Genomic DNA, 12,332 nt, shown 5'->3' with positions numbered 1-12,332 from the left:
AATATGCAACAGTTGTTGAAAGCCGGTTTTCCGTGCCAGCGGGCCAAAACGCCGGGAAAGCCCGTTTCGGGGCGGGAATCGGCGCCGGATGAGGCAAGTGATTCGGGTTATGGGGCGGTGGGGAGTCCTGCCCATATCCTGCCCTATTCCGTCTCACCCTCCGCCTCATCCTCCGCGCCCTGATCGGCGATCCAGGCGACGCTCACGACCTCTTCGCCGGGCGCGGTGTTGAACACCTTGACGCCACCGGCGCTGCGGGAGCGGAAGGAGATGCCGTCCACCGGAACGCGGATCGACTGGCCGGTGGAGGTGGCCAGCATGATCTGGTCGTCCATCTCCACGGGGAAGCTTGCCACAAGCGGGCCGCCGCGCATCGCCTTGTCGATGGCGGCCACGCCCTGGCCGCCGCGCCCGCGCACGGGATAGTCGTGAGAGGAGGAGAGCTTGCCCAGCCCGCCCGTGGTGATCGTCAGGATCAGATCCTCCGCCGCGGACATCTCTGCATAGCGATCCTGCGCCAGCGCCAGATTGCCCGTCGCTTCCTCCTCCTCGTCGGAGGGGTCCTGCTCGTCGGTCAGCCCGGCCACGGCCCGGCGCATCTTGAGATAGGCGGCGCGTTCGTCGGCGCTTGCCTCGAAATGGCGTATCACGGCCATGGAGACGACCCGGTCGCCCTCGGGCAGGCGAATGCCGCGCACACCGGTTGAATCGCGCCCCTTGAACACACGCACATCGGTGGTGCGGAACCGGATCGCGCGCCCGGCATTGGTGACCAGCATCACATCGTCGTCTTCGGTGCAGATCCGGGCATTGACCAGCTGGACGGATCCGTCCTCGGGCAGTTTCATCGCGATCTTGCCGTTGGATTTCACATTGGTGAAATCGCTGAGCTGATTGCGACGGACATCGCCGGCGGTTGTCGCGAAGACAATCTGCAACTCGTCCCAGTGATCTTCATCCCGGTCGACGGGCATCACCGCGGCAATGCCCACGCCCGTGGGGATCGGCAGGATATTGACCACCGCCTTGCCGCGGGACGCGCGCGAGCCCTGCGGCAGGCGCCATGTCTTCAGCTTGTAGACCATACCGTCGGAGGTGAAGAACAGAAGCGGCGTATGGGTATTGGCCACGAACAGGGACGTCACCACGTCGTCCTCTTTCAGCGCGCCGCCCGAGAGGCCCTTGCCACCCCGTTTCTGCGCGCGGAAATCGGCAAGCGGCGTCCGTTTGATATAGCCGCCCGCGGTGATGGTCACGACCATGTCCTCGCGTTCGATCAGGTCCTCGTCGTCCATGTCGCCGGACCAGTCGACGATTTCGGTCCGGCGCGGGACGGCGAATTGTTCCTTCACCTCGGCCAGTTCCGCCGCGATGATGGCCATGATCCGCTCCCGCGAGGCGAGGATGGCCAGGTAATCCTTGATCTTGCCGGCCAGCTCCTGAAGCTCGTCGGTCACTTCCTTGACGCCGATCTGGGTCAGGCGCTGCAGGCGCAGATCGAGGATCGCGCGGGCCTGCGTCTCGGACAGGTTATAGGTGCCGTCGTCATTCATCTTGTGGGTCGGATCGTCGATCAGGCGGATGTAGTCGGCGATCTCTCCGGCGGGCCAGCGGCGCGTCATCAGGGCTTCCCGCGCCTCGGCCGCATCGGCGGATTTTCGAATGGTGGCAACGACTTCGTCCACATTGCTGACAGCGACGGCAAGGCCGCACAGCACATGGGACCGCTCGCGCGCCTTTCGCAGCTCGAACGCGGTGCGCCGGGCGACGACCTCTTCGCGGAAATCCAGAAACGCGGTGAGGAAGCCGCGCAGCGTCAGCTGTTCGGGCCGCCCGCCATTGAGCGCCAGCATGTTGCATCCGAAATGCGTTTGCATCTGGGTGAAGCGGAACAACTGGTTCAGCACGACCTCGGGCGTGGCGTCGCGTTTCAGCTCGATCACCACGCGGACGCCGATACGGTCGGATTCATCCTGAACCGCGCTGATGCCCTCGATCTTCTTTTCGCGCACCAGATCGGCGATCTTCTCGATCATCGACGCCTTGTTCACCTGATAGGGAATCTCATCGAGAACAATTGCATAGCGGTCTTTCCTGATCTCCTCGATCCGGGCTTTCGCGCGGATGATGACGCTGCCGCGGCCTTCGAGATAGGCCTTTCGCGCGCCGGAACGGCCCAGAATGATGCCGCCGGTGGGGAAATCTGGGGCCGGGACATATTCGATCAGCTCTTCGGAGCTCAGATCCGGGCGTTCGATCAGTGCCTGACATGGCGTCGATCACCTCGCCCAGATTGTGGGGCGGGATATTGGTGGCCATGCCCACCGCGATGCCGCCCGCGCCGTTGACCAGCATGTTGGGGAAGCGGGCGGGCAGGACCGTGGGCTCGCTGATCCTTGCCGTCGTAATTGTCTTGAAAATCGACCGTATCCTTGTCGATATCGCTCAGCAGGAACGCGGCCGGCTTGTCCATGCGCACTTCGGTGTAGCGCATCGCGGCGGGGTTATCGCCGTCCATGGAGCCGAAATTGCCCTGACCGTCCAGGAGCGGGAGCGACATGGAGAAATCCTGCGCCATCCGCACCAGCGCGTCATAGATCGCGCTGTCGCCATGGGGGTGGTATTTCCCCATGACATCGCCCACCGGACGGGCGGATTTGCGATAGGATTTTTCATGCGTGTTGCCGGTTTCGTGCATCGCATAGAGGATGCGGCGGTGAACCGGTTTCAGACCGTCCCGCAGGTCGGGAATCGCACGGCTGAAATGATCACCGACATCGCATAATCGATGAAGGAGGTTTTCATTTCTTCGGATATATCGATGGACGGGCCGGAATACTCCGGGCGTTCCGGCGCGGTTTCGTCCATGTTTTCAGGGGGTTCTGGCGTGTCAGTCACGCGGATATGCTCGCTTTTGGCTGCGTCTATATTTTGTTGCCGCTCAGTATAACTGCAACTGCATATGGGGTGCAATGGGGGATGCGCCGCCCGCTTGTCAGCCGGGGAGGCGCTTTGCTAACAAACTGTTTTTCTTGAAAGTTTACGAAGTCATGGCAAGCTGGCGGCAGGCAAGGGCAACAAGAGAGGTGCCTGATGGCAGAAACCGAGACCGAGTTGATGTTGAAGGGCTATGGGCTGACCACGGCGGAAATGGTCTATCGCATGCCGGATTTCCAAAGCGTTCTCAACACGTTCGTCTGGCAGGACTATGATCTGGCGCCGGATTACCCGCGGCTTTTCAGATTCATCGAGTTCTGGCAGGGCGAGATCGACGGGCCGCTGCATTCGGTGCGATTCACCCATCGCAAGATGATCGCGCCGGGAGAATGGCGGAACGTGGTGGGAGAGTTCCCGCTGCATTGACGGGGCAAGGGCTGCCGCGCCGCCCGGTGCAGGCTGGCCCACCGCCAGGCGCGGCGGTCCCTGCGTCAGGGCTGCGCGCGCTGGAGCATGCCGAACAGATCCCGCGGATCGTCGGGGTCGGCCAGCAGGTCGAGCTGCTGGTAAAGCCCGGTCTCCTCCAGCCGGTCGCGGATATAGCGCAGGGCGGAGAAATCCTCGATCGCGAAGCCGACACTGTCGAACAGCGTGATCTGGGCGGGCGCGGTGCGGCCCGGGGCCGTCCCCGCGATCACCTGCCAAAGCTCGGTCACCGGATGATCGTCGTCCAGTTGCTGGATTTCGCCTTCGATCCGGGTCTGCGGCGGAAACTCCACGAAGATCTCGGACCGTAGCAGGATATCGCGATGCAGCTCGGTCTTGCCGGGGCAATCCCCGCCGATCGCGTTGATATGGATGCCGCTGCCGATCATGTTGTCGGTCAGGATGGTGGCGAACTGCTTGTCCGCCGTGCAGGTGGTGACGATCTGGGCGCCTTCCATCGCCTCTTCGGGGGTTTTGCAGGGGATGAGGGTGAGGCCCTGATCCCTGAGGTTCGCCATCGCCTTGGCGGTTGCGGCGGGGTCCACATCATAAAGACGCACCGTGTGGATGCCGCAGATCGCCCGGAAGGCGAGGCACTGGAATTCCGATTGCGCGCCATTGCCGATCATCGCCATCGTGGTGGCGTCCCGTGGCGCCAGATGGCGCGCGGCCATGGCCGACATCGCCGCCGTGCGCAGCGCGGTCAGCAATGTCATTTCACTCAGCAACATCGGATAGCCCGTGGCGACATCGGCCAGAAGCCCAAATGCGGTAACGGTTTGCAGGCCGTCCTTCATGTTCTTGGGGTGGCCGTTGACATATTTGAAACTGTAGAGCGCCCCGTCGGATGTGGGCATCAGCTCGATCACGCCATCTGTGGAATGGGAGGCCACGCGCGGCGTCTTGTCGAAGAGCGGCCAGCGCCGGAAATCATCCTCGATATAGTCGGCAAGATCGCGCAGCATGCGGTCGAGCCCGACCTGATGGATCAGCGTCATCATCGCCGCGACGGAAACGAAGGGGACGAAGGCGCGCTCGGAGGGTTGGGGCAGGCTCATGCGGCGAAGCTCCGTGTGGGGCGGTCGAAGACGCGACGGCCCATGAGAGAGGCGGTGAGATCGACCATCAGCGAGGCGGTGCGCCCGCGCTCGTCCAGAAACGGGTTCAGTTCGACAAGGTCGAGAGAGGTGACAAGCCCGGAATCGTGAAGGATTTCCATGACCAGATGCGCCTCCCGGAAGGTCGCGCCGCCGGGAACCGTGGTGCCGACCGCGGGCGCGATGGACGGGTCAAGGAAATCCACGTCGAGAGAGACATGCAGGAAGCCGTTTGCCGCCGCGACCCTGGACAGAAAGGCGCGAAGCGGCGGGGCGATGCCGTGTTCGTCGATCGCGCGCATGTCATGGGCAGCGATATCGGACTGTCCGAGCGCCGCGTTTTCCTGCGGGTCGACGGAGCGCAGCCCGAGGATGCAGACATTCTCCTGCGCGACAGGGGCAGGGGGCGTCGGAAAGGCGTCGAAGCCGCGCTGCCCCGTCACATAGGCAACCGGTGTGCCGTGCAGATTGCCAGAGGTGGTCGTCTCGGGCGTGTGGAAATCCGCATGCGCATCGAGCCAGAGCAGGAACTGGGGGCGGTTTCGGGTCGCCGCATGGGCCGCGACGCCCGCGACGGAGCCAAGCGAGAGGCTGTGATCGCCGCCCAGAAAGATCGGAAACCCCTCCGCCATGGCGTCCCGCGCGGCGTCGGTCAGCGCCTCGGTCCAGGCGACGGTCTCGGAGAGACTGTGAAGGGCGGGGTTGGCGGCGGACACAGCGCGGCGCGGGGCGGGGGCCAGATTGCCCAGATCGCGGGTTTCGCGCCCGAGCGAGCCGAGTGCGGCGGCCAATCCGGCGGTCCGATAGGCATCGGGGCCCATCAGGCAGCCCGCGCGGCGTTTGCCGCTGTCGACGGGGGCGCCAAGCAAAAGGCAGGGAGGCAGGAGCATGTGAGATCCGTTCATTGCGCGTTTGCCTCTGAGTATCTGTCGAATCGGATTGGACAACAGGGATCAGATTGCTCAAGTTGAAGGCTATACTGCCGAAATGTCAGTTATAGGTGACGAATGGATGCAATGGATCAGGATCTGCTGGCCGCGTTGAAGCGGGATGGCCGCGCCTCCCTGTCGGATCTGGCGGCGCTGCTTGGCGTGTCGCGCGCGACGGTGCGGACGCGGATCGACAAGATGCAGGCGCGCGGCGACATTGCCGGTTTCACCGTGCTGACCAAGGCCGATCTGGCGCAGGCGGCGGTGAGGGGGTTGATGATGCTGGCGATTTCGGGGCCGGGGGCGGAGCGGGTGCGGCGGCGTCTTGTGGGGCTGATCGCGGTGCAGGCGGTGCATTCGACCAACGGCAAATGGGATCTGATCGTGGAGCTTGGCACCGAAACGCTGGAAGAGCTGGACCGGGTGTTGTTCGACATCCGCCGCATGGAGGGGGTGGAGACCAGCGAAACCAGCCTGTTGCTGACCACGCAGACCGGCGCGCGGCGCAGATAGGGGCCTATCCGGCGGTGCGGCGGCGCATGGCGGCGGCAAACCAGATCATCGCCAGCGCCACGCTGGCCAGCCCGTTCCAGCTGGCCATGGAGAGGCCGAGCATTTCCCATGTGACCTCGTCGCACAAAACGATCCTGGGTCCGGTATCGGTGGCCAGAAGATCGCTTGCCGACATCGCGCCCAGATCCTGGCCCGCCGCGCCGGTGCAGCTTTGCGGTCCTTCCCACCAGTCGCGTTCGACGCCGGTGTGAAAGAGCGCGATCCCGGCATTGGCCACCATGCTGAGCCCCCCCAAAACGGCGATGGCCGCCGCGGGAACGGCCGCCCCGACAGCGGCAATGGCGATGGCCGCGGCATGGGGCCAGCGTTGCCAGAGGCACATCGCGCAGGGGGCCAGACCGCCGATATGCTGAAACCCGAACGCCGCCAGCAGCAGCGCCGCCGAGCCGAGCCCGGACAGAAGGATCAGACTTCGCCGCGTCACAGGAACCTCACCACGTAAAACCCTGCAAGGAGCAGTATCACGAAGAGAGTGAACATCAAGCCGAGGCGCCGCTCGATGAAATCACGAATAGGTGCGCCGTAGCGCCGGAGCAATGCGGCGACGATGAAGAAGCGCATGCCGCGCGCGATGATCGAGGTGACGATGAAGGTGCCGAGCGGCAGCCCGGTCCAGCCCGACATGATGGTGATGACCTTGTAGGGAAAGGGCGTCAGCCCGGCGATCAGCACCGGCCAGAAGCCCAGATCGTTGAAGCGGGTGTTGAATTCGGCCATCGCATCGGCCTTGCCGAGGGATGCGAGGATCGGCTGGCCCAACTGCTCGTAGAAGAAATAGCCGATGCCGTAGCCCGCCAACCCGCCCAGAACCGACGCGACGAGGCAGACGCCCGCGATCAGGAACGCGCGATGGGGCGCGGCCAGGATCATCGGGATCATCAGGATATCGGGCGGGATCGGAAAAACGGAGCTTTCGGCGAAGGAAATGGCCGCCAACACCAGCAGCGCATGCGGGTGCCCCGCCATTCGCATCGTCCAGAAATAGAGCTTTCCGATCATTGCCGTCCTTTCCGGAACCGTTCAGGCGCGATGCCGCATCGGCCCGGACAGGTCAACACGCCCGGTGCAAAAAAGCTGATGACAAACCCGACCGACTGGTTAAGAATACTTCCGGGGAGGCGAACGGCCCCGGTCGTTGCGTTTGGAACGATCGCCCGCGAAAAGCTTTGACGCTGCGGGGAAGCTGGGGCTTAGTCTTCGCGACGAGACAAGGGAATTTGGCATGATGCCGGATTTAGGGAGGATCAGAATGAACATGACGCTGAAAACAGCGGCCATCGGGCTTGTGGCCCTTGGCATCGGGGCGATGGGCCAGGCCGGCATGGCGCAGGCGCAGGCGGAAGTCACGCTGCGCTGCCAGCATTTTCTGCCGCCGATGGGATCGGTGCCGCGCTTTTTCATGGAGCCGTGGGCCGCGGCGATCGAAGAGCAGTCGGGCGGCCGGATCGATGTGGAGCTTTATCCCGCGATGCAGCTGGGCGGTGCCCCGCCGGCGCTTTACGACCAGATCCGCGACGGGGTGATCGACTGCGGCTGGGCCTTGCCCGCCTACACGCCCGGGCGTTTCCCTGAAGCGGAGGTGATGGAACTGCCCTTCATGACATCGATGAATGCCGAGGACAGCAGCCGTGCTGCGTGGGAGTTCACCGAAGAGTTCATGATGGACACCCGGTTTGCCGATATCCACGTGATGGCGGTGCATGTGCACGGGCCGGGGGTGATCCACAAGACCGGCGCCCCGATCGAGGCGATTGCCGATTTCGACGGGCTGCAATTGCGCGGCCCCTCCCGTCAGGCGAACGCACTTCTGGAGCGTCTGGGCGCCACGCCCGTGGGGATGCCGGTTCCGGCCTTTCCCGAAGCCCTGTCGCGCGGGGTGGTCGATGGTGGCGTGATCCCGTGGGAGGTGGTGCCGGCCCTGCGGGTGGAGGAACTTGCCGACAGCCACACCCAGATCGGCGGCGACCGGGCGCTTTACAACACCTTCTTCATCTGGGGCATGAACAACGACACCTATGCCAGCCTGCCGGATGACCTGCGCGCGATCATCGACGCCAATTCCGGGATCGACACCTCGGCTGCGGCGGGGGCGGCGATGGACCGGGGCGACACGATCGCCGAGGAGGCCATCACCGCGCGCGGCAACACCATCGTGACGCTGAGCGATGACGTGGTGGCCGAACTGCGCGCCGTGGGCGACGAGGTGACGGCGGCCTGGATCGAGGAGATGAACGGTCTTGGCCTCGACGGGGCGGCGATGGTCGCGTTCGCGCGCGAAGCCGTGGCCCGCCACGATACGGCCAACTGATCCACCGGCCTCGGGCGCGCATTGTGCGCCGCCCGAGGCCTTTTCCTTTTCCTGACATGACGGATAGCGGGGGCAACGCGGGGCCATGACGGTGATCATCGCAGGCGCGGGGATTGGCGGGCTGACACTGGCCCTGTCGCTGCATCAGCAGGGCATTCCGTTTCGCGTCGTGGAGGCGGTGAGTGCCCTGAAGCCGATGGGCGTCGGCATCAACCTGCAACCCCATGCGGTGCGTGAGCTTTATGAACTGGGGCTGGAGGCGGATCTTGAGCGGATCGGCCTGCGCACCGGCGAGGTGGCCTATTTCTCGGCCCAGGGCAATCCGATCTGGTCGGAGCCGCGGGGCACGGAGGCCGGGTATCGCTGGCCGCAATACTCGATCCATCGCGGGGAGCTGCAGTTTCTGCTGCTGCGCAGCCTGCAGGCCCGCGCGGGTATGGACATCGTGCAGACCGGCACAGCGCTTGCGGATTGGGAGGAGCACCCCCACGGCATCCGCGCCCGGCTGATCGACCGGACCACCGGGGCGCGGCGGGACGATCTGGATGGGGAGATACTGGTGGCCTGCGACGGCATCAACTCCACCGCCCGGGCGAAGTTGTATCCCGACGAGGGCGGCGCGGTCTGGCGTGGCACGATGATGTGGCGCGGCATCACCGATGGTCCTGCGTTCCTGAGCGGGCGGTCGATGGCGATGGCGGGTACGGCGGACCGGAAATTCGTCTGCTATCCGATCGAGGACAATGGCGACGGAACGGTGCGGATCAACTGGGTCGCCGATCTGGCATTGCCGCCGGGGACGGACTGGAACCGGCAGGACTGGACCCGCGAGGGGCGGCTTGGCGACTTTGCCCCGCACTTCGCGGACTGGTCGTTCGACTGGCTGGATATCCCTTGGGTCATCGCCAATGCCGAAGGGATCTGGGAATATCCGATGGTGGACCGTGACCCGCTGCCGCAATGGTCCTTCGGGCGGGTGACGCTGCTTGGCGACGCGGCCCATGCGATGTATCCCATCGGTTCGAACGGGGCCAGCCAGGCGATACTGGATGCCCGCGTGCTGACCCGCGAAGTCATGCGTCGTGGCCGCACGCCGGAGGCGCTGGCCGCCTATGACGCGGCCCGGCGCGAGGATGTGAACAAGATCGTTCTGGCCAATCGCGGAGACGGGCCGGACAAGGTGCTGGATGTGGTGGCCGCGCGCGCGCCGGACGGGTTCGAGACGATCGGGGATGTGATGAGCGCCGAGGAACTGGCCCGGGTGGCGCAAGGCTACAAGGCGCTGGCGGGCTTCGACGTGGAGACGCTGAATGCGCGCCCGTCGCTGATAGAGATGTAACGGCCGCGCGCCACGAGAGAGATAGGGACAATAATGGCACTGGCACCCAGATGGGAGGCGGCGACAGGCCGCGTGATGGAGCGGATGGCCCGGGGGCTGGCCTATTTCGGCGGCTTCCTTTTGGCGGCAGTGGCGGGGATGGTCTGCGTCTCGATCATCGGGCGGGCGCTTGACGGGTTCGGGCTTTCACCGATCAAGGGCGATTACGAACTGGTGGAGGCGGGATGCGCGATTGCGGTCTTTGCGTTCCTGCCGTGGTGCCAGCTCAAGCGCGGCCATGTCGCGGTGGATATCGTGGTGCAGAACATGCACCCCCGGGTGAAGGCGTTTTCCGGGCTGGTCGGGGATATCCTGCTGGCGGTCGTGGCCTATGTGATCCTGTGGCGGATCTGGCTGGGGTTCGGAGAGAAATTTCCCTATGGCTCGGACGGGCTGCGGGCGTGGTTCGGCTTCGGTCCGCGGCCGTTCTTCCCCGAGACGACCTATGAACTGGAGATCCCGACCTGGATCCCCTACGGGCTTTCGGTGCTTGGCGCGGCGCTCTTCTTCATTGTCGCGCTCTACACGGTCTGGCGATCCATCAACTGGGTCTCCGCCGGATACGAGGCCGCAGCATGACCGGCCTGGAACTCGCGATGATCGCCTTCGCATTGATGTTGCTGGCGATTTTCCTGCGCGTGCCGATTGGCGTGGCGATGGCGGTGACCGGTTTCGTGGGCATCTGGGTTGTGCTCGGCCGGCCCTCGGCGCCGCTCAGCCAGTTGAAATCGCTGACCTATGACACGTTTTCCAACTACAATCTGTCGATCGTGCCGCTGTTCCTGCTGATGGGGCAGTTCGCGACGAAATCGGGCATGTCGGGGGCGCTGTTTCAGGCGGCGTCCGACTGGCTGGGTCACCGGAAGGGCGGCGTGGCCATGGCCGCCGTGGGCGCCTGCGCGGGCTTCGGCGCGGTCTGCGGCTCGTCGCTGGCCACCGCGTCGACCATGGGGCAGGTGGCGCTGCCGGAGATGCGCAAGCGCGGCTATTCCGACAGTCTGTCGACCGGGGTTCTGGCGGCGGGCGGCACGCTTGGCATCCTGATCCCGCCGTCGATCATTCTGGTAATCTACGCGATCCTTGCGCAGCAGAACATCGTGAAGATGTTCGTGGCGGCGCTGATCCCGGGTATTCTGGCGGCAATCGGCTACATGCTGACGGTCGCGATCTATGTCCGGATCCGCCCGGGCGCGGCCACGACCGCCGACCGGGTGCCGATGGCGCAGCGGTTCAGGACGCTGGCGGGCATCTGGCCCGTCGTGGTGATCTTCGGGCTGGTGATGGGCGGTATCGCGGCGGACTGGAACTGGGCGCAGGAGGGCGTTCAGGCGCTGTTCACGCCGACCGAAGGCGCCGCCGTCGGGGCCGTGGCCACGGGGCTTTACGGGCTGGCGACCGGCGGGCTGACATGGAAGGGATTTCTGGACTCGGTTCTGGCCACCGCGCAGGCCACGGCGATGATCTTCTTCATCGTGCTGGGCGCGCAGCTGTTCAACTCCTTCCTCGCCTTCACCCAGGCGCCCGCGCAACTGGTGGAATGGATCACGACGCAGGGATTTGCCCCGCTTCTGGTGCTGTCGATCATGCTTGTCGCCTATCTGATCTTCGGCTGCGTGATGGACTCCCTGTCGATGATCCTGCTGACCATTCCGATCTTCTTTCCGATCATCCAGGCGCTGGAATTCAATATCCTGGGGTATGCCCTGACGCCCGAGGAGGCGGCGATCTGGTTCGGGATCCTGGCGCTGATCGTGGTGGAGGTGGGGCTGATCACGCCGCCGGTGGGGATGAACCTCTTCATCATCAATTCGATGGCGCGCGACATCCCGATCGTGCGGACCTATGCGGGCGTCGCCCCCTTCGTCGCGTCGGACCTGATCCGGGTTGTGGTGCTGGTGGCGTTCCCGGGCATCACCCTCTGGCTGGTGGGTGTGATGTTCTAGGCAGGGGTGCCGGAATGCGCCTGCGCCGGAGGGCAATCGGGGGGCCATGTTCCCCCGTTGACCTTGCTTCGGCGCGGCGCTAGACGGAGATTTCTGGGCCCGAGTGGCGGAATTGGTAGACGCAGGGGATTCAAAATCCCCCGCCGCAAGGCTTGTCGGTTCGAGTCCGACCTCGGGTACCAGCCCAATCGCAGATGGTTCCGGCCCGGGCGATTCGCCGGTTTCCGCGTTTCGCTGCAGCGCAGCCGGCCCGAACCTGACCTTTTAGACAGGTTTTCAGCCGGCGTATTCATGCCACAATCCCGCCTGATTTCGATTACGGTTGACACATTGTTTCCGTGCGGCGGCAAATCAGTATTTCCGAAACTGAAACAATAAATCAGAAAATTGATAGTCTGTCCGCCTGACAGAGACGGTTGAAAGCACGTCCGAAACCGGCGGATTTTCGCTCGATCACCAGTTTTTCAAGGGCCTTCCGACCTAACGCACTCGATCGGAAGGAAAAAACGAGCGGCGGTGCAATGCCGGATTCCGTCATGCCGGCAAGATGAGCCGACAGGCCGTCCAGCCATGACTTCGACACTTTTAGAACATTTTTCGCTTCTGGAGCGGGCATCTTCGGGTTAACCAAACCGGGAGCCCAACTGGGGGGCGATGTCTGTTCAAGGCCACGGGGGCGGC

General features: G+C 64.4%; 11 protein-coding genes, 1 tRNA gene and 1 pseudogene. 7 read left to right on the top strand and 6 right to left on the bottom strand.

Translation table 11 applies throughout. From position 1 onward, the window contains the following. Nucleotides 1-143 precede the first annotated feature (143 nt). Nucleotides 144-2,898: pseudogene (gyrA, locus tag ACQ651_RS08020) on the bottom strand (DNA gyrase subunit A). Nucleotides 2,899-3,093: 195 nt separating this feature from the next. Between gyrA and ACQ651_RS08015 the strand changes: the two are divergent. After that, entirely contained in the window at nt 3,094-3,363 is a 270-nt protein-coding gene (locus tag ACQ651_RS08015) for an usg protein (protein WP_227286665.1), read from the top strand. A 65-nt stretch (nt 3,364-3,428) separates the two neighbouring features. Here ACQ651_RS08015 and ACQ651_RS08010 read toward each other — a convergent pair whose 3' ends face one another. Both ACQ651_RS08010 and rocF read right to left on the bottom strand, forming a co-directional pair. Beyond that, complete coding sequence (locus ACQ651_RS08010; RefSeq protein WP_227286664.1) at nt 3,429-4,481, bottom strand: ornithine cyclodeaminase; 1,053 nt, start codon at nt 4,479-4,481, stop codon at nt 3,429-3,431. Continuing rightward, nucleotides 4,478-5,410: an arginase gene (gene rocF, locus ACQ651_RS08005; protein ID WP_430448982.1), complete on the bottom strand. Its 933-nt coding sequence runs from the start codon at nt 5,408-5,410 to the stop codon at nt 4,478-4,480. Before rocF ends, ACQ651_RS08010 begins: the two co-directional genes overlap by 4 nt. A 117-nt stretch (nt 5,411-5,527) precedes the next feature. Here rocF and ACQ651_RS08000 point away from each other — a divergent pair, with 117 nt between their 5' ends. Further along, entirely contained in the window at nt 5,528-5,962 is a 435-nt protein-coding gene (locus tag ACQ651_RS08000; RefSeq protein ID WP_375552141.1) for an Lrp/AsnC family transcriptional regulator, read from the top strand. 4 nt (nt 5,963-5,966) lie between these two features. On the opposite strand, the gene ACQ651_RS07995 is transcribed toward ACQ651_RS08000, so the two are convergent. Both ACQ651_RS07995 and ACQ651_RS07990 read right to left on the bottom strand, forming a co-directional pair. Further along, on the bottom strand, nt 5,967-6,446 hold the full coding sequence (locus tag ACQ651_RS07995) for a disulfide bond formation protein B (RefSeq protein ID WP_430448981.1): 480 nt from the start codon (nt 6,444-6,446) through the stop codon (nt 5,967-5,969). Beyond that, a complete protein-coding gene (locus ACQ651_RS07990; protein ID WP_227286660.1) occupies nt 6,443-7,021 on the bottom strand; it encodes a YqaA family protein in 579 nt (192 codons plus the stop codon). The genes ACQ651_RS07995 and ACQ651_RS07990 overlap by 4 nt, the downstream gene beginning before the upstream one ends. A gap of 256 nt (nt 7,022-7,277) precedes the next feature. Here ACQ651_RS07990 and ACQ651_RS07985 point away from each other — a divergent pair, with 256 nt between their 5' ends. From ACQ651_RS07985 to ACQ651_RS07965, 5 genes are all read left to right on the top strand, one after another. Then, nucleotides 7,278-8,330, top strand: coding sequence for a TRAP transporter substrate-binding protein (locus ACQ651_RS07985; RefSeq protein WP_227286658.1), 1,053 nt, complete (start codon nt 7,278-7,280; stop codon nt 8,328-8,330). An 85-nt stretch (nt 8,331-8,415) separates the two neighbouring features. Continuing rightward, a complete protein-coding gene (locus ACQ651_RS07980; RefSeq protein ID WP_227286657.1) occupies nt 8,416-9,669 on the top strand; it encodes a flavin-dependent oxidoreductase in 1,254 nt (417 codons plus the stop codon). A 33-nt stretch (nt 9,670-9,702) separates the two neighbouring features. Beyond that, on the top strand, nt 9,703-10,287 hold the full coding sequence (locus ACQ651_RS07975; protein WP_227286656.1) for a TRAP transporter small permease: 585 nt from the start codon (nt 9,703-9,705) through the stop codon (nt 10,285-10,287). After that, complete coding sequence (locus ACQ651_RS07970) at nt 10,284-11,651, top strand: TRAP transporter large permease (RefSeq protein WP_227286654.1); 1,368 nt, start codon at nt 10,284-10,286, stop codon at nt 11,649-11,651. Before ACQ651_RS07975 ends, ACQ651_RS07970 begins: the two co-directional genes overlap by 4 nt. 97 nt (nt 11,652-11,748) lie before the next feature. After that, nucleotides 11,749-11,833: transfer RNA gene (locus ACQ651_RS07965), tRNA-Leu, on the top strand. Between the two features lie 197 nt (nt 11,834-12,030). Here ACQ651_RS07965 and ACQ651_RS07960 read toward each other — a convergent pair. Then, nucleotides 12,031-12,267, bottom strand: a complete 237-nt coding sequence (locus tag ACQ651_RS07960) for a hypothetical protein (protein ID WP_430448980.1) — start codon at nt 12,265-12,267, stop codon at nt 12,031-12,033. Nucleotides 12,268-12,332: the final 65 nt, after the last annotated feature.

The organism is Rhodophyticola sp., assembly GCF_965284195.1.
Lineage (GTDB): Bacteria > Pseudomonadota > Alphaproteobacteria > Rhodobacterales > Rhodobacteraceae > Rhodophyticola.
This window is presented reverse-complemented; position numbering and strand designations above follow the sequence as displayed.

Excerpts from the sequence above, each read along its gene's own strand:
- ACQ651_RS08015 (WP_227286665.1), top strand. The coding sequence starts at position 3,094 with ATGGCAGAAACCGAGACCGAGTTGATGTTGAAGGGCTATGGGCTGACC.
- ACQ651_RS08010 (WP_227286664.1), bottom strand. The coding sequence starts at position 4,481 with ATGAGCCTGCCCCAACCCTCCGAGCGCGCCTTCGTCCCCTTCGTTTCC.
- rocF (WP_430448982.1), bottom strand. The coding sequence starts at position 5,410 with ATGCTCCTGCCTCCCTGCCTTTTGCTTGGCGCCCCCGTCGACAGCGGC.
- ACQ651_RS08000 (WP_375552141.1), top strand. The coding sequence starts at position 5,528 with ATGGATGCAATGGATCAGGATCTGCTGGCCGCGTTGAAGCGGGATGGC.
- ACQ651_RS07990 (WP_227286660.1), bottom strand. The coding sequence starts at position 7,021 with ATGATCGGAAAGCTCTATTTCTGGACGATGCGAATGGCGGGGCACCCG.
- ACQ651_RS07985 (WP_227286658.1), top strand. The coding sequence starts at position 7,278 with ATGACGCTGAAAACAGCGGCCATCGGGCTTGTGGCCCTTGGCATCGGG.
- ACQ651_RS07980 (WP_227286657.1), top strand. The coding sequence starts at position 8,416 with ATGACGGTGATCATCGCAGGCGCGGGGATTGGCGGGCTGACACTGGCC.
- ACQ651_RS07975 (WP_227286656.1), top strand. The coding sequence starts at position 9,703 with ATGGCACTGGCACCCAGATGGGAGGCGGCGACAGGCCGCGTGATGGAG.
- ACQ651_RS07970 (WP_227286654.1), top strand. The coding sequence starts at position 10,284 with ATGACCGGCCTGGAACTCGCGATGATCGCCTTCGCATTGATGTTGCTG.
- ACQ651_RS07960 (WP_430448980.1), bottom strand. The coding sequence starts at position 12,267 with ATGCCCGCTCCAGAAGCGAAAAATGTTCTAAAAGTGTCGAAGTCATGG.